This window comes from Microbacterium sp. NPDC055683 (assembly GCF_053617895.1).
On sequence record NZ_JBSHGQ010000009.1, the window covers coordinates 19895 to 45275 of the forward strand.

The window sequence follows — 25381 nt, forward strand, 5'->3', positions numbered from 1 at the left end:
CGCACTCACTCGATGCGCTTGCGCAGGAACACCTGCGCCGTGCCGTCGCCCTCGTCGATGCGCTCTGTCTCGTGGTACCCCTGCCGCTCGTAGAGGCGGATGTTCGCCTCGCTGAGCGATCCCGTGAACAGCTCCGCCTCGCGCGCTCCCGCCGCCGCACCACGGCGCTCGACGGCATCCAGCAGCTGCGACCCGATGCCGCCGCCCTGTACGTCGGGGGCGATCGCGATGCGTCCGACCAGGAGCAGTTCGCCGTCGAGGCGCGCGCGCAGCGCTCCGACCATCCTCGCGCCGTCGAGTGCGACACAGCCCAGGTTGTCGCGCAGCTCCCACCGGACCTCGTCGAGCGTCTGGGTGAGCGGCGGCATGTCGGCGCTTCCGTAGATCTGGGCCTCCGAGACGAAGGCCGCGCGTTGCAGCGTCATCACCTCGCCGGCGTCGTCTTCCCGGATGTCGCGGAGGGAGATGGCGTCGTTCACGATGTCGACGCTACGGGCCAGGCGCCCTCGCCGGCAGAGGGTTGCGCTCCGCCGCACGCGTGCGCAAGACCATCCTGGTCGCCCACACGACGAGCCCGATGAGCAGGGCGCCGAGAACGGGCCACGCCGGCACCTGCAGCAGTGCGAGGGGGAAGACGGCCAGCCCGTAGTCGGCCATCTCGGCCACATCGTCGCCGAGCACGCGCATGCCCGTCGCCGAGGCGAAGGCCGTCGTGAGGGCGGGGAGCACCCACAGCAGAGCGAGCGCGACGACCCACACGACGACACGGGACGCCGGACGGAATCCGCACCATCCGAGAGCGACGCCGATCAGGACCGCCGGGATCCACGGCATCACCGCGAGCAGGCCGCCCGGGATGCTCGCCGGCCCGAAGGCGGCGCGCATCCACAGTGCGCACCAGGACGAGACCGGCAGGGCGACCAGCGCGACGCCCACGGCGCGCGTCGCGGTGCTGGGCGACGTCACGAGCCGGAACGCGATCTGCGCGAGAGCCGCCGACACGACGGCCGCCGCGAGCATCGCCCCGAAGTACAGCACGACACGGCCGTCCGCCGTGCTCCCGACCTCGAGGCCCTCTGCCGCGACCGCGAACGCCTGGGCGAGCGCGACGACGTGGGCGACCGCGAGCCCGACGGCCGTCGCCCATCGAGGCAGCCGCAGCCATGCCGCGGCGATGGCCGCCGCGACGGCTCCCGTCGCGAGCAGCGCGAGCACGGTGAGGACGTCGTACTGGCTCACGGGCAGGAGCGCGAACGGCATGGCGTCGGGAAGGACGGTCGACGCCCACAGGTTCTGCACGGGCATCCGGGCGCCCGTCGCGAGCCAGGGAGCGAGGCCTGCGACCGCGCCGATCGCGCCCGCGGCCATCCCCTGCCAGGCCGGCCGGCGCGGCGTCGGGTCGTCGTCCATCGTGTCCCCCGGAATGATCGAACGGGCCGATGCTACCGCGGCGGGATGGCCGATGTCCGGGGTCGGCGGCAGGATCGCCGCATGGGCAGAATCGTCTACTACACCGCCACCACCCTCGACGGATACCTCGCGGATCCCGCCGACTCGCTGGACTGGCTGCTGCGGCAGCCTCTCGACGACGGCGGCGCGGGCGACTACACCCGCTTCATCGCCGACGTAGGCGCGATCGTCATGGGGTCCACGACCTACGAGTGGGTGCTCTCCCACGACCCTGGATCGTGGGCGTACGACGTGCCCTCATGGGTCATGACCTCGCGGACGCTCCCGCTCCCCGCGGCGGCCGGGGCCGACGTGCGATTCGCGTCCGGTCCGGTCGACGAGCTCGCCCCCGACCTCCGCGCGGCGGCCGGCGAGAAGGACGTCTGGGTCGTCGGCGGCGGCGATCTCGCGGGGCAGTTCGCCGACGCCGGCCTCCTCGACGAGATCGTCACATCCATCGCCCCCGTCACACTGGGGGCGGGGCGCCCGCTGTTTCCGCGCCGCGCCGATCTGGAGCTGCTGACGGTGGAGCGGAACGCCGGCTTCATCGTCGCGCGTCACCGCTACACGGGTCCCCTGCAGGAAGACAGGGTGTGAGTCCGCCGCCGAGAGGCGACACTGGAGACTATGAGCGCCCCACATCGTCCTCTTCTCGCCGTCTCGTGCGCGGCGGCGTTCCTCGTGCTCTCGGGCTGTGCGACGATCTCGCCCGGCGCGCAGGTGTCCGCCGATCCGGAGCCCGTCTTCACGACCGCCACGACGCCGACCGCGTTCGACACGGGCACGCCGCTGACGGTCATCGACGACGGCGACGGCGCCGTCCTCTGCACGGGCGGCGTCGCCGAGTCGCTGCCGCCCTCCTGCTCCGGCCCGCTTCTCGTCGGATGGGACTGGTCCTCGCACGAGGGCGACTTCGACGAGGCGTCGGGCGTGCGCTGGGGCGACTTCGTCGTCGCGGGGGTCTACGACCCCCAGGAGGAGACGATCGTCGCATCGAGCATCGTCTCGGAAGCCGAGTTCGAGGCGGAGTGACCCGTCAGCGGCGCGGCGTCCAGCCGAACGGGGTCGGACCGTCGTCGAGGGCGCGCTCGCGATCCGCCGCGGCCGACCATCCCTGGGCCTCGTCGGGATCATCGAAACCTCCTCGGGCCATCCGGAACCCGACGTCCTCGTGGTGCATACGGGGTGCTCCGCCCCGCCGCGCGGATGCCCGCACGCTCCACGCGTCGTCGGCGAATCCGCCGCCGCGGAACACCCGGTACTCGTCGTACCGGGCGGGGTCGAGCAGATCCCAGCACCACTCCCACACGTTCCCGAGCGTGTCGAACAGCCCGTTGAGGTTGGGCATCCGCCCGCCGACGTCTTGCGGTGTCGACACGCCGTCCGCGGCCGTCCACGCGATGTCTCCGAGCAGGCCGTACTGCGGCCCGGTCGATCCCGCGCGGCACGCGAACTCCCACTCCGCCTCCGTCGGCAGACGGTAGCCCTCCGAGGTCGCGTCCCAACGCACCTCCTCGCCGTCGAACGCGTAGGCGGGCTCGAGCCCCTCCCACTCCGACGCCGCATTGCAGAAGCGGATGGCCCGCTGCCAGGTCACGTCCGCCGCCGGTCGCCGAGGCGCTGACGCAGACACCCCCAGCAGCTCGCCCAGCTGCTCCTGCGTGACGGGATACACGCCGATCTCGAACGCCTCCAGCGCCACGGTGCGCCGCACCTTCCGCCGCGCGTCGTGCAACGTCACGGAGCCGGGCGCGATCGGCGCCATCTCGAAGTCCAGGGAGCCCACTCCCCCATTCTGACCGCGCTCGTGCACACGCGGTGCCCAGGCGGCGCGGCTAGTCTGACTCCGGGGCCGACGCAGGCCCGCGGACGAGGGAGCCGTACCCGCACCACGACAAGACGGACTCAGAAGGGTCGCGTCATGGCATGGATCGTCCTCATCCTCTCGGGGGTGCTCGAAGCCGTCTGGGCCTCCGCCCTCTCCGCCTCCAAGGGCTTCCGCCGCTGGCGGCCGACGCTGCTGTTCTTCGCCGCGATGCTCGTGAGCCTCGGCGGTCTCGCCTGGGCGATGACCGAGCTGCCCACGGGCACCGCGTACGCCGTCTGGGTGGGCGTCGGCGCCACGCTCACGGTCGTCTGGGCGATCATCCGCCGCGAGGAGCGGGCCACGCTCGCGAGGATCCTGCTCCTCCTGCTCCTGGTGGCGTCCATCGCGGGTCTCAAGGCGGTGAGCTGACATGCCCTGGATCGTCCTCATTGCGAGCGGCGTGCTGGAAGCCGTCTGGGCGACGGCGCTCGGGCGCATCGCGGACGGGTCCGTCGCCGTCACGGCCTTCGTCGTCGGCATCGTCCTCAGCATGGCCGGGCTCGGATGGGCCGTGAAACACATTCCGATCGGGACCGCGTACGCCGTGTGGGTCGGGATCGGCGCGGCTCTCACGGTCGTCTGGGCGATGGCGACGGGGGACGAGCCCGTCTCGACGGCGAAGATCGTCTTCCTCATGGGAATCGTGGCAGCCGTGATCGGGCTCAAGCTCCTCCCCGACGGCTCGCAGGAGTCCGAGCCCGCGGGCGGCGATCAGTCGAGCTGAAGGCAGGCGAGGCCGCGACGATCGTCCCAGGGGGGCACCTCCGCGAAGCCGAGCCGACGATAGAGCCGGATGGCGGGCTCACGCCAGCGCCACACCGTCAGCCGCACGGGTCTCGCCGACGACGCGAGCACCGCGTCGAGCAGCCCGCGGCCCGCCCCCGTCCCGCGCGCCACGGGGTCGACCCACAGCCGCTTGACCTCGCGGCCAGCCGTCCCGTCTGCGCACACCACCACGCCGACAGGCGCGCCGTCGGCCTCGGCGAGGAGGACGGTCATCCCGGCGAACGCATCTGCGGGGTCCGCGACCTCGCGGGCGTACCGATCGGGCAGGGGCGCGCCGGCGGCAGCGAGGCCGTGCGCCGCCTTCTCCGCCTCCGTCTGCCGGAGGTAGGCGCCGACGAGTGCGCCGACGGCGACGAAATCGTCGGGGAAGACGGCGGCACGGACTCGGACGGACATGCTCCGACCCTACGTGCCGATAGCGTGGGCGGATGGCCAGGCCCCTCACCCTCATCACCGGCGGCACGCGCGGGATCGGCCGCGCGATCGCCCTCCGCCTCGCGGCGGACGGACACGACCTCGTCCTCGGCTACGCGCAGGACGAGGAGGCGGCCGAGCGCACCCGTGATGAGGTCGGCGCACTCGGCGCCGACTGCCGCATCGTGCGCGCCGACCTCTCCCGCGACGAGGGCGTCGACGCGCTGTTCGACGCCTCCGACGACGTGACAGCCGTCGTGAACAACGCCGGGGCGACTCTCCATATCGGGCCGCTCGCCGACACACCCGCCGAGATCATCCGCCGGGTGATCGATCTCAACCTCACGAGCGCGATCCTCGTCGCACGACGTGCCGTGCAGCTGCTCGGTCCGGGCGGTGTGCTCGTGAACATCTCATCGGGTGCGGCCGCGACGGGATCACCGGGCGAATACGTCCACTACGCCGCGGCGAAGGCGGGAGTCGACGCTCTCACGAAGGGTCTCGCCGCTGAGGTCGCGGCCCACGGCATCCGCGTGATCGGCGTCGCACCCGGCACGATCGAGACGCGGATCCACGCCGATGCCGGCGACCCCGGCCGCCCCGGCCGCGTCGCGGCCGGGCATCCGATGGGCCGCGCCGGCACCCCGGAGGAAGTGGCGGGGGTCGTCGCCTTCGCGCTCTCCCCCGATGCCTCCTACGCTGCCGGCACGACCATCCGCGTCACCGGCGGACGCTGACGAGCGCTCACCGCCATCCGAGACCGGGTGCCACGTGCGTCAGGATGGCCTCGAGCACGTGGGCGTTGTACTCGACCCCCAGCTGGTTCGGCACGGTGAGCAGCAGCGTGTCCGCCTCGGCGATCGCCTCATCGCCCGCCAGCTGCTCGATGAGCTCGTCGGGCTCCGCCGCGTACGACCGGCCGAACACCGACCGCGTGCTGTCGATGTAGCCGAACTGGTCGTCGCGGTCGCCGCTGCCGAGAAAGTACCGCCGGTCGCGCTCGTCGACGATCGCGAAGATCGACCGCGACACCGACACCCGCGGCTCGAAGCCGTGGTCGTGCGCAGACCACTCCTCGCGGAACGCGCGGATCTGGGCGGCCTGCTGCACGTGGAACGGCTCGCCCGACTCGTCGTCCTTGAGCGTCGACGACATGAGGTTCATGCCCTTCTGCGCCGCCCAGCGCGCCGTCGCATCCGACCCGGCGCCCCACCACATCCGACGCCGCAGGCCTTCGGAGTGCGGCTCGAGGCGCAGGAGCCCCGGCGGGTTCGGGAACATCGGGCGCGGGTTCGGCTGCGCGAACCCCTGCCCCTCCAGCAGCTGCAGGACGAGCTCTGTCTTCTCGCGCGCCGCCTGCGCGCCCGAAGGGTCGTCCTCCGCCGCCGGGTAGCCGAAGTACCGCCATCCGTCGATCACCTGCTCGGGTGACCCGCGCGACACGCCGAGCTGCAGGCGCCCTCCCGAGATGAGGTCGGCGGCCCCCGCGTCTTCGGCGAAGTACATGGGGTTCTCGTAGCGCATGTCGATGACGCCCGTGCCGAGCTCGATGCGGCTCGTCTTCGCGCCCGCCGCGGCAAGCAGCGGGAAGGGCGACGCGAGCTGGCGCGCGAAGTGGTGCACGCGGAAGTAGGCGCCGTCCGCGCCGAGCTCCTCCGCGGCCTGTGCCAGCTCGATGGACTGCAGGAGCACGTCGCCTGCGCTCCGCGTCGCGGAGTCGGGGTGCGGGGTCCAATGGCCGAAGGACAGGAAGCCGATGCTCTTCACATCACCATGCAACCACGCGCGCGCCGCTTTTCATTCCCCTGAATGGGAATCAGGCGGGGGCGACCTCGACCCAGTCGGCGAACTTGGCGGCGCGGCCATCCCCCGACGAGCGCCGCGTGACGCGGCGACGGATCCACGGCAGCACGTGCGCCCGGTAGTACGCCGCGCCGCCGAGATGCCGCATCTCCTCCCCCGGCACGTCCCACCATGCCTCCGGCGCGCCCGCCCCGAGAGCATCGAGCACGCGCGCCGCGACACGGTGATGCCCTCGCACGTTCATGTGCAGGCGGTCGTGCGACCAGAACCGCGGCTGCGAGAGCACGCGATCGGGCCAGTTCAGCGCCCGCACGACGTCGGGGCGGTGCGCGACGCGCTCCAGCACAGCGGCCGACAGCTCGTCGCCGCGACGCTGGATGAGCCGCCGCATGGGCAGTCCGGCCGACGGGTTCGCCCCCGACAGCAGCACGAGGCGGACCCCCTCGGCGTCGCAGCGCTCGAGCACGCGCGAGAAGGCATCGGCGATCGACGAGATGGCGACGCCGGGGCGGAGCATGTCGTTGCCTCCGCCGTTGAACGACAGGTGCGTCGGCCGGAGCGCGAGCGCGGCCTCGAGCTGCTCGTCGACGATGGGCCACGCGAGCCGGCCCCGGATGGCGAGGTTCGCATACGAGATCGGCTCGCCCCGCGCGTCCGCCCACCCCTGGGCCACGAGATCCGCCCAGCCGCGCGGCGTGCCGTCCGGCAGCTCGTCGCCGACCCCCTCCGTGAACGAATCCCCGATGGCGACGTACCGGATGCTCATCTCTCCAGGCTATCCCCGGGTCACCTGCGACAGCGTTGCGTCGAGCGTCTCGCCCTTCTTGTCGGCGAGCGGGATGGTCCCGATCGCCGCGACCGCGAAGAAGACGGAGAACACCGTGAAGACGAGCGCCGGGCCCCCCTGGGCGAGCGCCCAGGGGGTGAAAAGCGGCGCGACGATCGAGGCGATGCGGCCGACCCCCGCGGCCCAGCCCGCACCCGTCGCACGCACGCTCGTCGGGTAGAGCTCGGGCGTGACCGCGTACAGCGCACCCCACGCCCCGAGGTTGAAGAACGACAGCAGCGACCCGAACACGAGGATCTGCCACAGCTCGCCGGCCGTGCCGAAGAGGATGGCCGCCACGGCCGAGCCCGCGAGGAACGTGGAGAGCGTCGCACGCCTCCCCCACACCTCGATGAGCCAGGCGGCCACGGCATAGCCGGGCAGCTGCGCGAGCGTGATCAGCAGGGTGAACTCGAAGGACCGCACGAGCTCGTACCCCTGCGAGAAGAGGATCGAAGGGATCCAGATGAACGCCCCGTAGTACGAGAAGTTCACGCAGAACCAGACGAGCTGGATGGCCGCCGTGCGCACGCGCAGGGCCGGCGCCCACAGCGCCGCGATCGCGGCGGCGCCCTTGGGCGACTCGCGCGCGAAGTCGCTCGGCTTCGTGATCGGCGGTGCCGCCGCGGTGCGCGGCGACGCCGACTCGAACGTGCGCACGATCGCCTCCGCCTCGGCGACGCGGCCGCGCGACTCGAGCCATCGCGGCGATTCCGGCAGCGCCCAGCGCACGATGATCGCGTAGACGGCCGGCACGGCGCCCAGCACGAACGCCCACCGCCATCCGTCGTCGGACGCCCCCACGACGTACGTCCCGATGAGCGCTGCGAGCGTCCAGCCGACCGCCCAGAACGCCTCCAGGACGACGACCAGCCGCCCGCGGATGCGCGCCGGCGCGAACTCGCTCACATAGGTCGAGGCGACGGGGAGCTCGGATCCGAGCCCGAGGCCGACGAAGAAGCGCAGCACGAGCAGCGCCCCCACACCGCCCACGAGCGCGCTCGCGCCCGTTGCCACCCCGTAGACGAGGAGCGTGATCGCGAACACCTGACGGCGTCCGAGCCGGTCGGCCAGCAGGCCCCCCACGCTCGCGCCCACGGCCATCCCGACGAAGCCGATCGATGTGATGAGGCCCGCCTCACCGGGCTGCAGCCCCCACTGCACGGTGAGCGCCGCGATGATGAAGGAGATGAGGCCGACGTCCATGGCGTCGAGCGCCCAGCCGATCCCCGACCCCGTGAGGAGGCGGACGTGACGGCGGTTGAACGGCAGCGTGTCGAGGCGCGCGGAAGGGGCGGGCATGGCTCCAGGTTAGTGTCATCCCGACAGGAACGGGTGACGCCCGGGAGTAGCCTGGATCGGTGAGATCCCCCGCCGCGCACCCGTCCCCCGCGTGGATGTGGACGATCTGGATCGTCGCCGTCCTCGGCTACGTCCTCTCCGTCACGAACCGCACCTCGCTGTCGGCCGTCGGCGTCGACGCGGCGCAGCACTTCGGCGCGGACGCGTCCACGCTGTCGATGTTCGCCGTCCTGCAGCTCGGCGTCTACGGCCTCATGCAGATCCCCATCGGCCTCTGGCTCGACCGATACGGCGCGCGCCCGATCATGGCGATCGGGATGGCCGTCATGGCGCTGGGGCAGCTGATCATGGCGGTCTCGCCCAACGTCGGCGTCGCGATCTTCGCCCGCATGCTCCTCGGGGCGGGCGACGCCGCGATCTTCCCCGGCGCCCTCCGCCTCGTCGCGACCTGGTTCCCCGCACAGCGCAACCCCCTCATGGTGCAGCTCACCGGCATCGTCGGGCAGATGGGCCAGCTCGTGTCGATCCTGCCGCTCGCCGCCCTCCTCCATGCCACGTCGTGGTCGATCGCCTTCGGGAGCCTCGCCGGGCTCGCGCTGCTCTTCGCGGTGCTCATCGTCCTCCTCGTGCGCAACCACCCGCCCGAGCGCGCGGCCGATGTGTCGGTCGACACGCAGACCGGGGCCATCCGCGTCGTGACGAGCGCGATCGACACACGCGTCGGCCTGCGCGCCGCCTGGTCGAACCCCGGGACTCGGCTCGCGTTCTGGTCGCATTTCACCACGCCGTTCGCGGGGACCGCCTTCGTCATGCTGTGGGGCTTCCCGTTCCTCACCTCAGGCGAGGGGCTCACGAGCGGGCAGGCGTCGCTCGTGCAGAGCACCTTCGTGCTCATGGGCATCATCTTCGGCCCCGTCATCGGCATCCTGTCGTCGCGCAACCCCACCCGCCGCTCGCACATGCTCGTCCTCCCCGTCGTCGGCATCCAGCTCGTGGCGTGGGCCGTCGTGCTGGCGTGGCCGGGGCCCGCGCCGTTCTGGCTCCTGCTCCTCCTCGCCGTCGCGCTCGCGACGGGCGGCCCCGCGTCGATGATCGCCTTCGACCACGCGCGCACCCACAACCCCTCGCATCAGCTCAGCACGGCGACCGGCATCACGAACGTCGGCGGCTTCCTCGCCGGCCTCCTCGCGATCCTCTTCATCGGCGTGGCCCTCGACGTGCAGGGCGCGAGCGAGCCGGCCGACTACACGCTCGAAGCCTTCCGGCTCGCCTTCCTGACGCAGATCCCCCTCTGGCTGGTCGGGGCGGCGTTCATCCTGCGTGAGCGCAAGCGGACGCGCATCCGGATGGGCCTCGACCGGCCGCGCGGGGAGCGCTGAGGCGGTCCGTCAGCTCGCGAGCATGTCGCGCACGAGCGGCGCGACGCGCGTGCCGTAGAGCTCGATGCTGTGCATCATCCGCTCGTGCGACAGCGCACCGTTGGAGAACTTCAGGTCGAACCGGCTGAGTCCGAGCGTGCGGACGGTGTCGGCGATCTTGCGCGCCACCCGCTCCGGCGAACCCGCGTAGACGGCGCCCGCGGGGCCCACGTCGTTCTGGAACGTGAGCCGGTTATAGCTCCCGCCCCACCCTCGTTCGCGCCCGATCCGGTCGCGCGACGCGGCGAACGAGGGGTACAGCTCATCCCACGCCTGCTCGTCGGTGTCGGCGATGTGCCCCGGCGAGTGCACGGCGATCGGCAGCTCCGCCCGCTCGAACGAGGCCAGCGAACGGCGGTAGAGGTCGGCGAACGGCGCGAACCGGCCGGCGGGGCCGCCGATGATCGCGAGCATAAGCCGTGCGCCCTGGCGGGCCGCGCGCACGACCGACTCGGGAGAGCCGCCCACGCCCACCCAGAGCGGCATCCCACCCTCGGTGCGAGGGAACACCGACACGTCGTCGAGAGCCGCCCGCATCGTGCCGCTCCAGGTGACCGGCTCCTCGCGCAGAAGCCGTGCGAGGAGATCGAGCTTCTCCTCGAACAGGGCCTCGTAGTCGCGCAGGTCGTAGCCGAACAGCGGGAACGACTCCGTGAACGAGCCCCGGCCGGCGACCACCTCGGCGCGTCCGTTCGAGAGCGCGTCGACCGTGGCGAAGCGCTCGTACACCCGCACGGGGTCGTCGCTCGACAGCACGGTCACGGCCGAACCGAGCCGGATGCGCTCCGTGGTCGCGGCGATCGCGGCGAGCACCGTCTCAGGGCTCGACACGGCGAAGTCGGGGCGATGGTGCTCCCCGACGCCGAAGAAGTCGATGCCGACCTCGTCGGCCAGGCGCGCCTGCGCGACGACGTTGCGGATGCTCTGCGCCTGCGTCAGAGGCACGCCATCGGCGCCCTCCGTCACATCGCCGAAGGTGTCGAGCCCGAGTTCGATGTCCATGCGGATCCTCTCTATTCATCTGCATGAACCGCGCCGCGAAGCGCGGCATTCCCGCCCCGCCGCGCGCGATCAGGCGAGGAGCGCCGCCTTCAGCGTGTCGAGGCCGACGCCGCCGATGTCGAGGGCCCGCCGATGGAAGTCCTTCATCGAGAAGCCGTCGCCGAGGCGGGCGGCGTAGGCGTCGCGCAGCTGCTCCCAGATGCGCTGGCCGACCTTGTAGGCGGGCGCCTGACCAGGCCAGCCGAGGTAGCGGTTCACCTCGAAGCGCACGAACTCGTCGGACATGTTGACGTTGCGCCGCATGAACGCGAGCGCGTACTCGGCGTCCCAGACGCCGTCGCCCTCGAGACGCGGCTTGCCGAGGTGCACGCCGATGTCGAGCACGACGCGCGCCGCGCGCATGCGCTGCCCGTCGAGCATGCCCAGGCGGTCGGCGGGATCGTCGAGGTAGCCCACCTGCTCCATGAGCCGCTCGGCGTAGAGCGCCCACCCTTCCGCGTGGCCCGAGGTGCCCGCGAGGAGCCGCCGCCAGCTGTTCAGCTCGGCGCGGTTGTAGACGGCCTGGCCGATCTGCAGGTGATGGCCGGGGACTCCCTCGTGGTAGACGGTGGTCAGCTCACGCCACGTATCGAACTCCGTCACGCCCTCCGGCACCGACCACCACATGCGGCCGGGACGCGAGAAGTCGTCGGTCGGGCCCGTGTAGTAGATCCCGCCCTCCTGCGTCGGGGCGATCATGCACTCGAGGCGGCGCACCGGCTCGGGGATGTCGAAGTGCGTCCGCGCGAGCTCGGCCACCGCGCGGTCGCTCGTCTCCTGCATCCACTCCCGCAGCGCCTCGGTGCCGACGAGCTTGCGCGCGGGGTCGGCCTCGAGGTGCGCGACGGCCTCGTCGACGCTCGCGCCCGGCAGGATCTCGCGGGCGATCGCCTCCTGCTCCGCGACCATCCGGCCGAGCTCCTCGATGCCCCAGGCGTACGTCTCGTCGAGATCGATCTCGGCGCCGAGGAACCGCCGGGAGTGCAGCGCGTAGAGCTCCCGGCCCACGGCGTCGTCGTCCGCCGCCGCAGGAGCGAGCTCGTCGCCGAGGAACGCCGTCAGCCGGTCGTAGGCGGCACGGGCTGCGGCGGCGCCGCGTTCCACGTCGGCCGCCGCCGCGGCGCCCGCGGCAGCCGCAGCCTGGCCCGCGAGGCCGGCGAAGAAGCCGTCGTCCGCCGTGTAGCGCGGGATCTGCGCGGCGACCTCCCGCACCTGCCTCACCGCGGGCACGACGCCGCGCGCGACGCCCTCGCGGAGCGTCGCGATGTACCCGTCCACGGCGGCGGGCACGGCGGCGAGACGCCGGCCGACGACGGACCAGTCGTCGTCGGACTCCGTCGACATGAGGTCGTACACCTGGCGGATGTCCTGCGGTGCGCTCGCGATCACGTTGAGATCGCGCAGATGCCAGCGCGCCTCGTGCAGTTCCAGCGACAGGCGCAGCTCGCCCGCCAGATCGAGCTGCGTGACCCGGTCGATCTCATCGACGGGGGCCGCCGCCTCGATCTCCGCGAGCGTCCGCCGCGCCTCCTCGGCATGGTGCTCCGCGCCCTCCGGCCCGAAGTCGTCGTAGCGGTCGGCGCCCTCGGGGCGGCCGATGTACGTCGCGAGCGTCGGCGAGAGCTCCACGAGCGTGTCGACCCAGCGCTCGGCGATGCCGTCGATCTCAGTCGGTGTGCGCGCGTCCTCGGTCATCGTCATCCTCTCGTCCGTGCAGGGATCGTCAGTGGGCGGCCTGGTTCCAGTCGGCTCCCCGGCCGATCTGGACGTCGAGCGGCACGGTGAGCTCGGCGGCGCCGGCCATGCGCTCGCGCACGATGCGCTCCACGTCGTCCCACTCCCCCGGCGCGACCTCGACGACGATCTCGTCGTGGATCTGCAGCAGCAGCCGCGAGCGCATCCCGAACAGGTCCTGATGCACGCGGAACAGCGCGATCTTCATGATGTCGGCCGCCGAGCCCTGGATCGGCGCGTTGAGCGCTGCTCGCTCGGCGTTCTCCCTGAGCACGCGGTTGGGGCTCGTGAGGTCGGGGAACGGACGGCGGCGGCCGAAGATCGTCTCCGTGTACCCCTCCACGCGGGCGGTCTCGACGGACGAGCGCAGGTAGTCGCGCACGGCGCCGAAGCGCGCGAAGTACTCGAGCATGAGCGTCTTCGCCTCCGACTGCTCGATGCGGAGCTGCTTGGAGAGCCCGAACGCCGACAGGCCGTAGACGAGCCCGTACGACATCGCCTTGACCTTGGTGCGCATCTCGGCCGTGACATCCGACGGATCGACGCCGAACACGCGCGCTCCGACGAACCGGTGGAGGTCCTCGCCGGCGTTGAACGCCTCGATGAGGCCGGGGTCGCCGGAGAGGTGCGCCATGATGCGCATCTCGATCTGGGAGTAGTCGGCGGTGAGCAGCGTCTCGTACCCCTCGCCGACGATGAACGCCGAGCGGATGCGCCGCGACTCCTCGGTGCGGACCGGGATGTTCTGCAGATTGGGGTCGGTGCTGGAGAGCCGGCCGGTCTGCGACCCCGTCTGCACGTAGGTCGTGTGCACACGGCGGTCGGCGCCGATCGCGAGGTCGAGCCCGTCGATGATCTGCTTGAGCTTCGTCGCCTCGCGGTGCGCCAGGAGCAGCCCGAGGAAGGGGTGGTCGGCCTTCTCCTGCAGCTCGGCGAGCGCACCCGCGTCGGTCGTGTAGCCCGTCTTCGTCTTGCGGGTCTTCGGCAGGTCGAGCTCGACGAACAGCACCTCCTGCAGCTGCTTGGGCGAACCGAGGTTCACCTCGTGGCCGATCGTCGCGTACGCCTGCTCGGCGAGCTGTGCGGCCCGCGCGCCGAGCTCGGCGGAGAATCCCGAGAGGCTCTCGTGGGACACCGCGACGCCCGCGAGCTCCATGTCGGCGAGCGCCAGCAGGGTCGGCAGCTCGATGTCGACGAGCACCGAGAGCACGCTCTCGGGCAGCGCCTCGCGCAGGGCGCCCGCTGCGCGCGCCGTGAACCATGCGCGCTGCCCCGGCGTCGCGCCCTCGTTCTCGGGCACGAGCTGCGACGGGTCGGACTCCGGGAGCTTCTCGTGCAAGTAGGTGTCGACGAGGTCGGCGAGCGTCTTGTCGGGGAAGCTCGGACGCAGGAGCCATCCCGCGAGGACCACGTCGAACGCGACGCCCCCCACGTCGAGTCCCGCGCGCCGCAGCGCCTTCACCTGCGGCTTCGCGTCGGCGAACGCCTTCGGCGCGTCGGATGCCAGCCAGGCGCGGACCGACTCCGCGACGTCGTCCGACCAGTCGGCCTCCGCGATCGCATCGGCCCGGGCGAAGCCCACCCTGATCGGCAGACCGCCCTCGACGACGACGGTGACGCCCGTCTCCGCGTCGCCGCCGCCGAGCCACCCGACGAGCTCCGCCGCCGAGGTCTCGACGGGGGCGGGCGCCTGCGCGGAGGGCTCATCCGCCTCGGGCTCGCCCGCGTCGCCCGTGATCTGGAGCACGCGCGACAGGAGCGCGCGGAACTCGAGACGCGCGAAGACGTCGCGCAGCGCCTGGCCGTCGACGCCGGCGCGCTCCAGCTCGTCGAGCTCGACGGGGAGCTCGACATCGCGCAGCAGGCGGTTGAGACGGCGGTTGCGGCGCACGTCGTCGAGGTGGTCGCGCAGGTTGCCGCCGACGACTCCCTTGATGGTGTCGGCTCCCTCCAGGAGCGCGTCGAGCGAGCCGAACTGGGTGAGCCACTTCACGGCCGTCTTCTCGCCCACCTTCGGCACGCCGGGCAGGTTGTCGCTCGTCTCGCCCACGAGCGCCGCGATGTCCGGGTACATCTCGGGCGGGAGACCGTACTTCTCGACCACCGCGGCGGGATCGTATCGTTTGAGCTTCGACACGCCCTGCACCGAGGGATACAGCAGCGTGATGTCGTCGTCCACGAGCTGGATCGTGTCGCGGTCGCCCGAGCAGACGAGCACGTTCCACCCCTCGCGCGCCGCACGCGTCGCGAGCGTCGCGAGGATGTCGTCGGCCTCGTAGTCGGGCTTCTCCAGCACCGTCACGTTCATGGCGCGCAGGCACTCCTGCAGGAGCGGGATCTGCCCCTTGAACTCCGCAGGCGTCTCGGCCCGGGTCCCCTTGTACTCCGCGTACTCGCGCGTGCGGAACGACTCCCGCGACACGTCGAAGGCGACCGCCACGTGGGTCGGGTTCTCGTCGCGCAGAAGGTTGATGAACATCGACAGGAAGCCGTGGATGGCGTTGGTGTGCTGCCCGTCCTGCGTCGAGAAGTTCTCGACCGGCAGGGCGAAGAAGGCCCGGAACGCCAGCGAGTGGCCGTCGACGACGAGAAGGGTAGGCTTCGTGGAGTCCGTCACCCGTCCAGCGTAACGAGGGCGGCGGACATCCGACGACGGGAGTGCGATGACGGATCGGATCGACGGGATGGCGTGGGCGCGGGAGCGCGGGATGGGCGCCCTCGCGGAGCGCATGGGAATCGAGTTCGTGGAGTTCTCCGTCGAGCGTTCGGTCGCGACGATGCCCGTCGAGGGCAACACCCAGCCGGTCGGACTGCTGCACGGCGGGGCGTACGTCGTCCTCGGCGAGTCGCTCGGCTCGATGGCCGCCAACCTGTGGGCGGGACCCGGCCGCCTCGCCGTCGGCGTCGACATCAACGCCACCCACACGGCGTCGGCGACGCACGGCGTCGTGACCGGCGTGTGCACGCCCATCCACCTCGGCCGGACCCTCACGGTGCACGAGATCATCGTGACGAACGAGGACGGCCGGCGCTGCTCGACCGTGCGCATCACCAACGTCATCAAGGACGCGCCGTCCAGATGAGCGCGATGCGATGACGAAAGGGCCGGATCTCCGAGGAGATCCGGCCCTTTCGGGATGCGTACGGGGCTCAGCCCTTCTTGGGCGCGAGCTGCTCGATGATGGCCTTCGCGACGTCCTGCATCGTGAGGCGGCGATCCATCGACGCCTTCTGGATCCAGCGGAACGCCTCCGGCTCGGACAGGCCCATCTTCTCGTTGAGGAGGCCCTTCGCGCGGTCCACGAGCTTGCGCGTCTCGAAGCGCTCGACCATGTCGGTCACCTCGGCCTCGAGCGTGATGATCTGGTCGTGGCGGGCCAGCGCGATCTCGATCGCGGGCAGCAGGTCGTTCGGGGTGAACGGCTTCACGACGTAGGCCAGCGCGCCGGCCTCGCTCGCGCGCTCCACGAGCTCCTTCTGGCTGAACGCCGTGAGCAGGACGACGGGCGCGATGTGGTTCTTGCTGAGCTTCTCGGCGGCGCTGATGCCGTCGAGCTGCGGCATCTTCACGTCCATGATGACGAGGTCGGGGCGCAGCTCGGTCGCGAGCGCCACGGCCGTCTCGCCGTCGCCCGCCTCACCGACGACGTCGTAGCCGTTGTCGCGGAGGATCTCGACGATGTCGAGGCGGATGAGGGATTCGTCTTCGGCGACCACCACACGACGGGGCGCCGTCGCGGTGCTCTTCTCGGTCTGCTCTTCGGTCACCGTTCCATCCTAGAGGTAGGTCTGCTGGGAGTTCGTGCCGGTGGTGGGGGTCGAACCCACACGCCCTTGCGGGCAGAGCATTTTGAGTGCCCCGCGTCTGCCATTCCGCCACACCGGCATGCGCACTCGACGATACAGCGAGCGGGGCCCGGTGCTGAACCGGGCCCCGCTCCTGGCGCGTCGCGCCTACTGCTTCTTGTACACGGGGGCGGCGCCGTGCACGGCGTCGCCCACGCGGTGCACGCGCAGGTCGTTCGTCGAGCCAGAGATCCCGGGAGGGGAGCCGGAGATGACGATCACCTTGTCGCCGACCTTCGCGAGGTCGTTCGACAGCAGGTGGTCGTCGACCTGCAGGAACATGCGGTCGGTGTGCTCGACCTGCTCGACGAGGGCCGAGCGGATGCCCCAGGTGAGGGCCATCCGGCGGCGGATCGCCTCGTCCTGCGTGAACGCGATCATGGGGCGCGGGGAGCGCAGTCGCGACATGCGGCGCGCCGAGTCGCCCGACTGCGTGAACACGCAGAGGAACTTCGCGTCCACGAAGTCGGCGACCTCGATCGCGGCGAGCGTGATGGCTCCGCCCTGCGTGCGCGGCTTGTTGGTGAGCGGCGCGATGCGCTCCAGGCCGTGCTCCTCGGTCGACTCCACGATGCGCGCCATGGTCTGCACGGTGATCGCGGGGTAGTCGCCCACGCTCGTCTCGCCCGAGAGCATCACGGCGTCGGCGCCGTCGAGGACGGCGTTGGCGACGTCGCTCGTCTCGGCGCGCGTCGGCACGGGGCTCGAGATCATCGACTCGAGCATCTGCGTGGCGACGATGACGGGCTTCGCCATCCGGCGCGACAGCTCGACCGCGCGCTTCTGGACGATCGGCACGGCCTCGAGGGGCAGCTCGACGCCGAGGTCGCCGCGCGCGACCATGATGCCGTCGAAGGCGTCGATGATCTCCTCGAGGTTGTCGACCGCCTGCGGCTTCTCGACCTTCGCGATGATCGGGACGCGACGTCCCTCCTCCGCCATGATGACGTGGGCGCGCTGAACGTCCTTGGCGCTGCGCACGAACGACAGCGCGATGATGTCGGCGCCGTTGCGCAGGCCGTAGCGGAGGTCCGCCTCGTCCTTCTCGCTCAGGGCGGGCACGTTGACCGCGACGCCCGGCAGGTTGATGCCCTTGTTGTTGGACACGGCTCCCGCGACGACGACCTCGGTCGTGACGACCGTGCCGTCGGTCTCGACGACCCTCACCCGCACCTTGCCGTCGTCGATGAGGAGGAAGTCGCCCGGCTTGACGTCCTGCGGCAGGCCCTTGAAGGTCGTGCCGACGATCTCCTTCGTGCCGAGGATGTCCTCGGTGGTGATCTTGAAGATGTCGCCCTCGGCGAGCTCGTGGGGGCCGTCGGCGAACTTGCCGAGGCGGATCTTCGGACCCTGCAGGTCGACGAGGATCGCCACGGGCTTGCCGATCTCCTCGGCCGCGGCCCGCACGTTCGCGAAGTTGTTGTCGTGCACGGAGTAGTCACCGTGGCTGAGGTTGAAGCGCGCCACGTCCAGGCCGGCCTCGATGAGGGACTTCACAGTCTCCTTGGTCGAGGTCGCCGGGCCCAGCGTGGCGACGATCTTGGCTCGTCTCAAAAGCTTGCCTTCCGCACTGCTTGCTTCTTCTGTTGTGGACGCATCCGCGTCCGTCGGGTCGGCTGCGCGCTCCGCACGAACGCGCGCCGCGGATGTTCCGGATGCACGTCCCACCCTACGCGCACCGGGGCATCCGCTTCATGTCCACACGGTGACGGCCGGGTGCCCCCGCGGGGAGCTCCCGGCCGTCGCCGCGTGTGCACGGGATCAGAGGCCGATGGCCACGTCGGTCGGCTTCACGGGAGCCGGCAGCTGCGTGTCGCCCATGAGGTACGCGTCCACCTCCGCGGCGACCGAGCGGCCCTCCGCGATGGCCCACACGATGAGCGACTGGCCGCGGCCGGCGTCGCCCGCCACGAACACGCCGGGCGTCGACGTCTGGAACGCGCCGTCCCTGTCGACGTTGCCGCGCGCCGTGAAGCGCGTCTCGAGCTGGCCCTCGAGCTGCTCGCGCTCGGGGCCCGTGAAGCCCATCGCCACGAGCACCAGGTCCGCGGGGATCTCGCGCTCGGTGCCCGCCTTCGGCACGCGGCGCCCGTCGACGAACTCGGTCTCTGCCACGACGAGGGCGCGGACCTCGCCCGCGTCGTTGCCGACGAACTCCACCGTCGAGGCGAGGAACTGGCGCTCTCCGCCCTCCTCGTGGGCCGAGGAGACCTCGAACACCTGCGGCATCATGGGCCACGGCTGGTGGTCGGGGCGCTCGTCGGACGGCCGCTTGCCGATCGCGAGGTTCGTCACGCTGAGCGCGCCCTGGCGGTGCGCCGTGCCGATGCAGTCGGCCCCCGTGTCGCCGCCGCCGATGACGACGACGTGCTTGCCCTCCGCGGTGATCTGGTTGGCGACCTTGTCGCCCGCGACGGCCTTGTTCGACTCGACGAGGTACTCCATGGCGTAGTGCACGCCGTCGAGCTCCCGACCGGGGATGGGGAGATCGCGCGGCACCGTCGCGCCCGTCGCGACCACGACGGCGTCGTAGCGCGCACGGAGCTCGTCCCACGTGATGTCGACGCCGATCTCCACGCCCGCGCGGAACCGCGTGCCCTCGTCCTGCATCTGGCGCAGGCGCGCCTCGATGTGGGTCTTCTCCATCTTGAAGTCGGGGATGCCGTAGCGCAGCAGCCCGCCGATGCGGTCGTCGCGCTCGTAGACAGCGACCGTGTGGCCGGCGCGCGTGAGCTGCTGAGCCGCGGCGAGCCCGGCCGGGCCCGAGCCGACGACCGCGACCGTCTTTCCGGTGAGGCGGGCCGGGGGCTTCGCCTCGACCCAGCCGCTCGCGAACGCCTGGTCGATCGTGGAGACCTCGATCTGCTTGATCGTGACGGCGGGCTGGTTGATGCCGAGAACGCACGACGACTCGCACGGCGCAGGACAGAGCCGGCCCGTGAACTCCGGGAAGTTGTTCGTCGCGTGGAGGCGCTCGATGGCGGCGCGGCCCTCACCGCGCCACGTCAGGTCGTTCCACTCCGGGATGAGGTTGCCCAGCGGGCAGCCCTGATGGCAGAACGGCACGCCGCAGTCCATGCAGCGCCCGGCCTGGCGGCGGAGCACGGCCTGGTCGCCCGGCTCGTACACCTCCTTCCAGTCCAGGATGCGCACGGGCACGGGACGGCGCGCGGGGAGCTCGCGCTCCGTGGTCTTCAGAAAGCCCTTCGGGTCAGCCACCCGTCACCTCCATGATGCGGTTCCAGACGACGTCGCCATCGGGGTCGAGCCCCTCCGCGACGGCGGCCTGCCGGGTCTCCAGCACGGCGGCGTAGTCGCGCGGAAGCACCCGCACGAAGTTCTGCGCCTCTTCTTCGAAGTCGTCGAGCAGGCGCTTGGCCAGCTCGGAGTCGGTCTCGGCGACGTGCTGCTCGAGCAGGTCGCGGAGGATCTCGACGTCGCCGGAGCCGAGCGGGCCCAGCGTGAGCTCGCCCGAGGCGAGCGATTCGCGGTTGACGAGCTTCTCGTCGAGCTTGTGCACGTAGGCCGTGCCGCCCGACATGCCGGCGCCGAGGTTGCGGCCGGTGCGGCCGAGGATGACCGCGAGCCCGCCCGTCATGTACTCCAGCGCGTGGTCGCCCACGCCCTCGACGACGGCTGTCGCGCCGGAGTTGCGGACGAAGAACCGCTCGCCGACCATGCCGCGCAGGAACAGCGTGCCCTGCGTGGCGCCGTAGCCGATGACGTTGCCGGCGATGACGTTCTCCGCGGCGTCGAAGGTCGCACCGGCCGCCGGCCGGACGACGATCTGACCTCCGGAGAGCCCCTTGCCGACGTAGTCGTTGGAGTCGCCCTCGAGACGCAGCGTGATGCCGTTCGGGAGGAACGCACCGAACGACTGGCCTGCCGAGCCGTGGAGCGTCACGGTGATGGATCCGGCAGGGAGGCCGTTCTCGCCCTGCGCCTTCGTCACGCGGTGGCCGAGCATCGTTCCCACAGCACGCGCGGTGTTGCGCACGGGCAGGTCGATCTCGATGCGGCCGCCGTTCTCGATGACGTCGGCCGCACGCTCGATGAGCTGCACGTCGAAGTGCTCCTCGAGCTCGTGATCCTGGTCGCGGGCGTGACGACGGGGCTCGTCGTCCGAGAACGCGGGGCCCTCGAGCACGGGCGAGAGGTCGAGGCCGTCGGCCTTCCAGTGGTCGACGGCGCGGTCGATGTCGAGCACCTCGACGTGGCCCACGGCCTCCTCGATGGAGCGGAAGCCGAGCTCGGCGAGGTACTCGCGCACCTCCTGCGCCACGAACTCCATGAAGTTCACGACGTGCTCGGCCTTGCCCGTGAAGCGGCTGCGCAGAACCGGGTTCTGCGTCGCGACCCCCACGGGGCAGGTGTCGAGGTGGCACACGCGCATCATGATGCATCCGCTCACGACGAGCGGAGCCGTGGCGAAGCCGAACTCCTCCGCACCGAGCAGAGCGCCGATCACGACGTCTCGCCCCGTCTTCATCTGCCCGTCGACCTGCACGACGACGCGATCGCGCATGCCGTTCAGCATGAGCGTCTGCTGGGTCTCGGCGAGGCCGAGCTCCCACGGCGTGCCGGCGTGCTTGAGCGAGTTGAGCGGGCTCGCGCCCGTTCCGCCGTCGTGCCCGGAGACGAGGATGACGTCGCTGAGCGCCTTCGCGACACCAGCGGCGACCGCGCCGATGCCCGACTGGCTGACGAGCTTCGTGTGGATGCGTGCCGCAGGGTTCGACCGCTTCAGGTCGAAGATGAGCTGCTTGAGATCCTCGATCGAGTAGATGTCGTGGTGCGGCGGCGGCGAGATCAGGCCGACGCCCGCCGTCGCGTGGCGCGTGCGCGCGACCCACGGGTACACCTTGCCCGGGGGCAGCTGACCGCCCTCGCCGGGCTTGGCGCCCTGGGCGAGCTTGATCTGGATGTCGTCGGCGTGGGTGAGGTACATGCTCGTCACGCCGAACCGCCCGGAGGCGACCTGCTTGATCGAGCTGCGGCGCTCCGGGTCGAGCAGCCGGTCGACGTCCTCGCCGCCCTCGCCCGTGTTCGACTTGCCGCCGATGCGGTTCATGGCGATCGCGAGGGTCTCGTGCGCCTCGCGCGAGATCGACCCGTAGCTCATGGCGCCCGTGGAGAACCGCTTGACGATCTCGGAGATCGGCTCGACCTCGTCGATCGGCACGGACGGGCGGGCGCCCTTCTTGAACGCGAACAGACCGCGGAGCGTCTTCAGCTCCTCCGCCTGGCGGTCGACGAGCTGCGTGTACTCGCGGAAGATCTCGTAGCTGCCGGTTCGCGTGGAGTGCTGCAGCTTGAAGACGGTCTCGGGGCTGAAGAGGTGGGGCGACCCGTCGCGGCGCCACTGGTACTCGCCGCCCGTCCAGAGGCGCTCGTGGGCGCGCACGGCGCCGTCCTCGGGATAGGCGAACGCGTGCCGAGCGGCGTTCTCGCGTGCGATCTCCTCCAGGCCGATGCCCTCGATCTTCGACTCGGTGCCGGTGAAGTACCGCTCGACGAACGCCGACGAGAGGCCGACGGCCTCGAACACCTGCGCGCCCGTGTACGACGACACGGTCGAGATGCCCATCTTCGACATGATCTTCAGCACGCCCTTGCCGAGCGCGTAGATCAGGTTCCGGACGGCCTTCTCGGGGGTCACGCCGCTGATCGCGCCGGAGCGGACGAGGTACTCGACCGTCTCCATCGCGAGATACGGGTTGACGGCGGTCGCGCCGTAGCCGAGCAGCGTCGCGACGTGGTGCACCTCGCGGACGTCGCCGGCCTCGACGACGAGCCCCACCTTCATGCGGGTCTCGCGGCGGATGAGGTGGTGGTGCACGGCCGAGACGGCGAGCAGCGACGGGATGGGCGCGAGGTCCTGGTTCGAGTCGCGGTCGCTGATGACGAGGAACTCCGCACCGTCCTCGACGGCGCGGTCGGCCTCGGCGCACAGCTGCTCGAGGCGCTTCTGCAGTCCCTTGGCGCCCGCGGAGACGCGGTACAGCGAGCGCAGCGTCACGGACGTGCGGCCGGGCAGGGCGCTGTCAATGTGCTGGATCTTCGCGAGCTCGTCGTTGTCGATCACGGGGAAGTCGAGGATGACGCTCCGGGCGTGCTCGGGGCCCCATGACAGCAGGTTCGGCTCCGGCCCGAGGCCGAGCTTGAGGCTCGTGACGACCTCTTCGCGGATGGAGTCGAGCGGCGGGTTCGTCACCTGCGCGAACTGCTGCGTGAAGTAGTCGAACAGCAGGCGCGGGCGCTCGCTGAGCACGGCGATGGGGGTGTCGGATCCCATCGCTCCGAGCGGCTCGACGCCGTTCTGGCCCATCGGGCGCAGCAGGATCTTCACCTCCTCCTCGGTGTAGCCGAAGGTGCGCTGGCGACGCGTGATCGACGCGATCGGGTGCACGAGGTGCTCGCGCTCGGGAAGGTCCGCGAGGCGCACCGTGCCCTTGTCGAGCCACTCCTGCCACGGCTCGAGGGCCGCGACGCGCGACTTCACCTCGTCGTCGGCGATGATGCGGCCCTCTGCCGTGTCGACGACGAACATCGTGCCCGGACGCAGCCGGCCCCGGCGCTCGATGCGCTCGGGGGCGAAGTCGAGCACGCCGGTTTCGGAGCCGATGACGACGAGCCCGTCCTTCGTCACGGTCCAGCGTCCCGGACGCAGGCCGTTGCGGTCGAGCGTGGCGCAGACGAGGGTCCCGTCGGTGCCGATGAGCGCGGCGGGGCCGTCCCACGGCTCCATCTGGCCCGCGTGGTACTCGTAGAACGCGCGCAGGTCGGGGTCGACGTAGGCCTTCTTCTCGTACGCCTCGGGCACCATCATGAGCATCGCGTGCGGAAGGCTGCGGCCCGTGAGGGTGAGGAGCTCGAGAACCTCGTCGAACGACGCCGAGTCGCTCTCGGAGTCGCTGCAGATGGGCAGGAGCGGGCGGATGTCGCCGAGCAGCTCGCTCTCGAGCTGCGACTGCCGCGCCCGCATCCAGTTCCGGTTGCCGCCCACCGTGTTGATCTCGCCGTTGTGCGCGATCATCCGCAGCGGCTGCGCAAGCGGCCACGACGGGAAGGTGTTGGTGGAGTAGCGGGAGTGCACGACCGCGAGCTCGGTCGCGAACCGCTCGTCCTGCAGGTCGAGGTAGAACGGCTCGAGCTGGAGCGTCGTGACCATGCCCTTGTAGCCGAGAGTGCGGCTCGAGAGCGACACGAAGTACGCGTCGAGCTCGTGCTGGGCGCGCTTGCGCAGCCGGTAGGCCCGGCGGTCGAGCTCGATGCCGGAGAGCGCGGGCTGGTTGGCGGCCTGGGCGCTCGCGAGGAAGACCTGCTCGATCGCCGGCATGGCCTCGCCCGCGAGGCGGCCGAGGTGCGCGGGGTCGACGGGGACCTCGCGCCATCCGAGCACCGCGAGTCCTTCGGCGGCGGCGATGGCCGCGATGCCCTGCTTCTGCGCGTCGCGCTCGTCCGCGTCGAGCGGGAGGAACGACAGACCGGCGGCGTACTCGCCGACGACCGGGAGCTCGAAGCCCGCCACGGCGCGCAGGAACGCGTCGGGCATCTGCGTGAGGATGCCCGCGCCGTCGCCCGTGCCCGCGTCGGAGCCGATGGCGCCGCGATGCTCGAGGTTGCGGAGTGCCTCGAGGGCGAGGTCGACGATGTCGTGCCCCGCCTCGCCGCGCAGCGTCGCGACCATCGCGAGACCGCAGGCGTCCTTCTCGAACGCGGGGTTGTACATGCCCTGCCGGGGCGGGAGCGCTCCGGGTGCGCCGTAACGGGGGCTCGATGCCATGCCTACCGTCCTCAAGGTGGTGACTGAAAGAGGGACGACGTCGGCCCTTGCGTGCTGGTTCGCCGGCTCGCGAGGGACCGCGCCTCGATGTCCGGCGAAGCGGTCCTACTTCGCGGCTGCAGTGCTTGTGGCGGCGGCCTCTGGAACGTCTACCGACATCGTGGGTGCGCTGATGTCGACGTAGTCGTCCGGGGTTCCTTGCGATTGTAGCGCCTCGGCGTCCTTGCGCCCGCGTCCTGGGCGGTAGGGCGACGGCTCGACGCCCGTGTGCCTGCCCTGCACCGCCAGCACCGCGACGCCCACGGCGATCGCGAGGATGGCGCCCCACACGTTGGTGCGGAGGCCGAGGATGATCTCGCTCGGGTCGATGCGGATGCTCTCCCAGACGACGCGTCCCGCGCCGTACCAGATGAGGTAGACGGCGAACAGGCGCCCCCACTGGAAGAACTGCTTGCGTCCGAGGGCGAACAGCACCGCCACGCCGAGCAGGTTCCAGACGACCTCGTAGAGGAACGTCGGGTGGAAGAGCGTTCCCTCCGGGAGGCCGGGAGGGAACGCCGCGTTGTCGGCGTCGATCTCGAGCCCCCACGGCAGGTCGGTCGGCCATCCGTAGAGCTCCTGGTTGAACCAGTTGCCGAAGCGTCCGAGCGCCTGCGCGAGGAGGAGGCCGGGTGCGAGGGCGTCGGCGAACGTCAGGAAGCGGATGCCGGTCCACTTGCAGCCGAGCCAGGCGCCGAGCGCGCCGCCGAGGAGCGCGCCGAAGATGGCGATGCCGCCCTCCCAGATCGCCCACACCGACCCCGGCTGGGTCGGGTTCCACGGGTTGGAGCCCTCGCCGAAGTAGAAGCCCCAGTGCGTGAGCACGTGGTAGATCCTCGCCCCCACGATCGCCAGCGGCACGGCGAGCAGCGCGATGTCGATGACGACCCACGGCTCGCCACCGCGCCGCGTGAGGCGGCGGTTCGTGAGGATCGTCGCCACGACGATGCCGGCGATGATGCACAGCGCGTAGAAGTGGATGCGCACCGGGCCGATGTCCCAGTAGGACACGTCGGGGCTGGGGATGCTCGTGACGATGGGCGCCAGGGCGGAGGACAGCATGATCGTGA

At 71.1% G+C, this 25381-nt stretch carries 22 protein-coding genes, 1 tRNA gene and 1 riboswitch; of the genes, 7 read left to right on the forward strand and 16 right to left on the reverse strand.

All coding sequences use genetic code 11. The features are described 5' to 3' along the window. Positions 1-5 precede the first annotated feature (5 nt). Both ACWGPF_RS05600 and ACWGPF_RS05605 read right to left on the reverse strand, forming a co-directional pair. A complete protein-coding gene (locus ACWGPF_RS05600; protein ID WP_452331943.1) occupies positions 6-425 on the reverse strand; it encodes a GNAT family N-acetyltransferase in 420 nt (139 codons plus the stop codon). Positions 426-489: 64 nt separating this feature from the next. Beyond that, positions 490-1410: a hypothetical protein gene (locus ACWGPF_RS05605; protein WP_452331887.1), complete on the reverse strand. Its 921-nt coding sequence runs from the start codon at positions 1408-1410 to the stop codon at positions 490-492. 81 nt (positions 1411-1491) lie between these two features. Here ACWGPF_RS05605 and ACWGPF_RS05610 point away from each other — a divergent pair, with 81 nt between their 5' ends. Both ACWGPF_RS05610 and ACWGPF_RS05615 read left to right on the forward strand, forming a co-directional pair. Continuing rightward, positions 1492-2046 carry a dihydrofolate reductase family protein gene (locus tag ACWGPF_RS05610; RefSeq protein ID WP_452331888.1) on the forward strand — a complete coding sequence of 185 codons (555 nt, stop codon included), beginning with the start codon at positions 1492-1494 and terminating at the stop codon, positions 2044-2046. 30 nt (positions 2047-2076) lie between these two features. Further along, positions 2077-2481 (forward strand): hypothetical protein, encoded by a 405-nt coding sequence (locus tag ACWGPF_RS05615; RefSeq protein ID WP_452331889.1) that lies wholly within the window; start codon positions 2077-2079, stop codon positions 2479-2481. 4 nt (positions 2482-2485) lie between these two features. On the opposite strand, the gene ACWGPF_RS05620 is transcribed toward ACWGPF_RS05615, so the two are convergent. Further along, positions 2486-3214, reverse strand: a complete 729-nt coding sequence (locus ACWGPF_RS05620; RefSeq protein WP_452331944.1) for a formylglycine-generating enzyme family protein — start codon at positions 3212-3214, stop codon at positions 2486-2488. An 80-nt stretch (positions 3215-3294) separates the two neighbouring features. Next, positions 3295-3359: riboswitch (guanidine-III (ykkC-III) riboswitch) on the forward strand. Positions 3360-3370: 11 nt separating this feature from the next. On the opposite strand from ACWGPF_RS05620, the gene ACWGPF_RS05625 reads away from it, so the two are divergent. Together ACWGPF_RS05625 and ACWGPF_RS05630 are read left to right on the forward strand one after the other, a co-directional pair. Continuing rightward, positions 3371-3685, forward strand: coding sequence for a DMT family transporter (locus tag ACWGPF_RS05625; RefSeq protein WP_452331890.1), 315 nt, complete (start codon positions 3371-3373; stop codon positions 3683-3685). A gap of 1 nt (position 3686) precedes the next feature. Next, positions 3687-4040: a DMT family transporter gene (locus ACWGPF_RS05630; protein ID WP_452331891.1), complete on the forward strand. Its 354-nt coding sequence runs from the start codon at positions 3687-3689 to the stop codon at positions 4038-4040. Here the strand turns inward: ACWGPF_RS05630 and ACWGPF_RS05635 are convergent. Further along, a complete protein-coding gene (locus ACWGPF_RS05635; protein WP_452331892.1) occupies positions 4028-4498 on the reverse strand; it encodes a GNAT family N-acetyltransferase in 471 nt (156 codons plus the stop codon). The two genes, ACWGPF_RS05630 and ACWGPF_RS05635, sit on opposite strands and share 13 nt — an antisense overlap. 32 nt (positions 4499-4530) lie before the next feature. On the opposite strand from ACWGPF_RS05635, the gene ACWGPF_RS05640 reads away from it, so the two are divergent. Continuing rightward, a complete protein-coding gene (locus tag ACWGPF_RS05640; RefSeq protein ID WP_452331893.1) occupies positions 4531-5253 on the forward strand; it encodes an SDR family NAD(P)-dependent oxidoreductase in 723 nt (240 codons plus the stop codon). A gap of 7 nt (positions 5254-5260) precedes the next feature. Here the strand turns inward: ACWGPF_RS05640 and ACWGPF_RS05645 are convergent, their stop codons facing one another. From ACWGPF_RS05645 to ACWGPF_RS05655, 3 genes are read right to left on the reverse strand one after another with little or no spacing between them, the layout of a single operon-like run. Further along, a complete protein-coding gene (locus ACWGPF_RS05645) occupies positions 5261-6283 on the reverse strand; it encodes an LLM class flavin-dependent oxidoreductase (RefSeq protein WP_452331894.1) in 1023 nt (340 codons plus the stop codon). A 49-nt stretch (positions 6284-6332) separates the two neighbouring features. Next, positions 6333-7085 (reverse strand): SGNH/GDSL hydrolase family protein, encoded by a 753-nt coding sequence (locus tag ACWGPF_RS05650; RefSeq protein WP_452331895.1) that lies wholly within the window; start codon positions 7083-7085, stop codon positions 6333-6335. A 9-nt stretch (positions 7086-7094) separates the two neighbouring features. Further along, positions 7095-8447, reverse strand: a complete 1353-nt coding sequence (locus ACWGPF_RS05655; protein ID WP_452331896.1) for an MFS transporter — start codon at positions 8445-8447, stop codon at positions 7095-7097. 95 nt (positions 8448-8542) lie between these two features. Between ACWGPF_RS05655 and ACWGPF_RS05660 the strand changes: the two genes are divergently transcribed. Beyond that, complete coding sequence (locus ACWGPF_RS05660) at positions 8543-9826, forward strand: MFS transporter (RefSeq protein ID WP_452331945.1); 1284 nt, start codon at positions 8543-8545, stop codon at positions 9824-9826. A 9-nt stretch (positions 9827-9835) separates the two neighbouring features. On the opposite strand, the gene ACWGPF_RS05665 is transcribed toward ACWGPF_RS05660, so the two are convergent. The 3 genes from ACWGPF_RS05665 to polA form a co-directional block, all read right to left on the reverse strand. Beyond that, complete coding sequence (locus tag ACWGPF_RS05665; protein WP_452331897.1) at positions 9836-10867, reverse strand: LLM class flavin-dependent oxidoreductase; 1032 nt, start codon at positions 10865-10867, stop codon at positions 9836-9838. A gap of 69 nt (positions 10868-10936) precedes the next feature. After that, positions 10937-12601, reverse strand: coding sequence for a DUF885 domain-containing protein (locus ACWGPF_RS05670; RefSeq protein WP_452331898.1), 1665 nt, complete (start codon positions 12599-12601; stop codon positions 10937-10939). Between the two features lie 28 nt (positions 12602-12629). Beyond that, a complete protein-coding gene (gene polA / locus ACWGPF_RS05675; RefSeq protein ID WP_452331899.1) occupies positions 12630-15257 on the reverse strand; it encodes a DNA polymerase I in 2628 nt (875 codons plus the stop codon). Positions 15258-15303: 46 nt separating this feature from the next. Here polA and ACWGPF_RS05680 point away from each other — a divergent pair, with 46 nt between their 5' ends. Next, positions 15304-15723: a hotdog fold thioesterase gene (locus ACWGPF_RS05680; RefSeq protein ID WP_452331900.1), complete on the forward strand. Its 420-nt coding sequence runs from the start codon at positions 15304-15306 to the stop codon at positions 15721-15723. 67 nt (positions 15724-15790) lie between these two features. On the opposite strand, the gene ACWGPF_RS05685 is transcribed toward ACWGPF_RS05680, so the two are convergent. The 6 genes from ACWGPF_RS05685 to lgt form a co-directional block, all read right to left on the reverse strand. Beyond that, positions 15791-16408 carry an ANTAR domain-containing response regulator gene (locus ACWGPF_RS05685; RefSeq protein WP_345435519.1) on the reverse strand — a complete coding sequence of 206 codons (618 nt, stop codon included), beginning with the start codon at positions 16406-16408 and terminating at the stop codon, positions 15791-15793. 35 nt (positions 16409-16443) lie between these two features. After that, a tRNA-Leu gene (locus ACWGPF_RS05690) sits at positions 16444-16526 on the reverse strand. 68 nt (positions 16527-16594) lie between these two features. Further along, positions 16595-18040, reverse strand: a complete 1446-nt coding sequence (gene pyk / locus ACWGPF_RS05695; RefSeq protein WP_452331901.1) for a pyruvate kinase — start codon at positions 18038-18040, stop codon at positions 16595-16597. A gap of 207 nt (positions 18041-18247) precedes the next feature. Beyond that, the gene (locus tag ACWGPF_RS05700) at positions 18248-19705 is read right to left on the reverse strand and encodes a glutamate synthase subunit beta (protein WP_345435517.1); all 1458 of its coding nucleotides are present in this window, start codon (positions 19703-19705) and stop codon (positions 18248-18250) included. After that, positions 19698-24272 carry a glutamate synthase large subunit gene (gltB, locus tag ACWGPF_RS05705; RefSeq protein ID WP_452331902.1) on the reverse strand — a complete coding sequence of 1525 codons (4575 nt, stop codon included), beginning with the start codon at positions 24270-24272 and terminating at the stop codon, positions 19698-19700. The genes ACWGPF_RS05700 and gltB overlap by 8 nt, the downstream gene beginning before the upstream one ends. 105 nt (positions 24273-24377) lie before the next feature. Further along, complete coding sequence (gene lgt, locus ACWGPF_RS05710) at positions 24378-25373, reverse strand: prolipoprotein diacylglyceryl transferase (protein WP_452331903.1); 996 nt, start codon at positions 25371-25373, stop codon at positions 24378-24380. Between the last annotated feature and the right edge of the window lie 8 nt (positions 25374-25381).

Bases quoted from the DNA above. Each gene is read 5' to 3' on its own strand.
- ACWGPF_RS05600 (WP_452331943.1), bottom strand. From the start codon at position 425: ATGACGCTGCAACGCGCGGCCTTCGTCTCGGAGGCCCAGATCTACGGA.
- ACWGPF_RS05605 (WP_452331887.1), bottom strand. From the start codon at position 1,410: ATGGACGACGACCCGACGCCGCGCCGGCCGGCCTGGCAGGGGATGGCC.
- ACWGPF_RS05610 (WP_452331888.1), top strand. From the start codon at position 1,492: ATGGGCAGAATCGTCTACTACACCGCCACCACCCTCGACGGATACCTC.
- ACWGPF_RS05615 (WP_452331889.1), top strand. From the start codon at position 2,077: ATGAGCGCCCCACATCGTCCTCTTCTCGCCGTCTCGTGCGCGGCGGCG.
- ACWGPF_RS05620 (WP_452331944.1), bottom strand. From the start codon at position 3,214: ATGGCGCCGATCGCGCCCGGCTCCGTGACGTTGCACGACGCGCGGCGG.
- ACWGPF_RS05625 (WP_452331890.1), top strand. From the start codon at position 3,371: ATGGCATGGATCGTCCTCATCCTCTCGGGGGTGCTCGAAGCCGTCTGG.
- ACWGPF_RS05630 (WP_452331891.1), top strand. From the start codon at position 3,687: ATGCCCTGGATCGTCCTCATTGCGAGCGGCGTGCTGGAAGCCGTCTGG.
- ACWGPF_RS05635 (WP_452331892.1), bottom strand. From the start codon at position 4,498: ATGTCCGTCCGAGTCCGTGCCGCCGTCTTCCCCGACGATTTCGTCGCC.
- ACWGPF_RS05640 (WP_452331893.1), top strand. From the start codon at position 4,531: ATGGCCAGGCCCCTCACCCTCATCACCGGCGGCACGCGCGGGATCGGC.
- ACWGPF_RS05650 (WP_452331895.1), bottom strand. From the start codon at position 7,085: ATGAGCATCCGGTACGTCGCCATCGGGGATTCGTTCACGGAGGGGGTC.
- ACWGPF_RS05655 (WP_452331896.1), bottom strand. From the start codon at position 8,447: ATGCCCGCCCCTTCCGCGCGCCTCGACACGCTGCCGTTCAACCGCCGT.
- ACWGPF_RS05660 (WP_452331945.1), top strand. From the start codon at position 8,543: ATGTGGACGATCTGGATCGTCGCCGTCCTCGGCTACGTCCTCTCCGTC.
- ACWGPF_RS05665 (WP_452331897.1), bottom strand. From the start codon at position 10,867: ATGGACATCGAACTCGGGCTCGACACCTTCGGCGATGTGACGGAGGGC.
- ACWGPF_RS05670 (WP_452331898.1), bottom strand. From the start codon at position 12,601: ATGACCGAGGACGCGCGCACACCGACTGAGATCGACGGCATCGCCGAG.
- ACWGPF_RS05680 (WP_452331900.1), top strand. From the start codon at position 15,304: ATGACGGATCGGATCGACGGGATGGCGTGGGCGCGGGAGCGCGGGATG.
- gltB (WP_452331902.1), bottom strand. From the start codon at position 24,272: ATGGCATCGAGCCCCCGTTACGGCGCACCCGGAGCGCTCCCGCCCCGG.
- lgt (WP_452331903.1), bottom strand. From the start codon at position 25,373: ATGCTGTCCTCCGCCCTGGCGCCCATCGTCACGAGCATCCCCAGCCCC.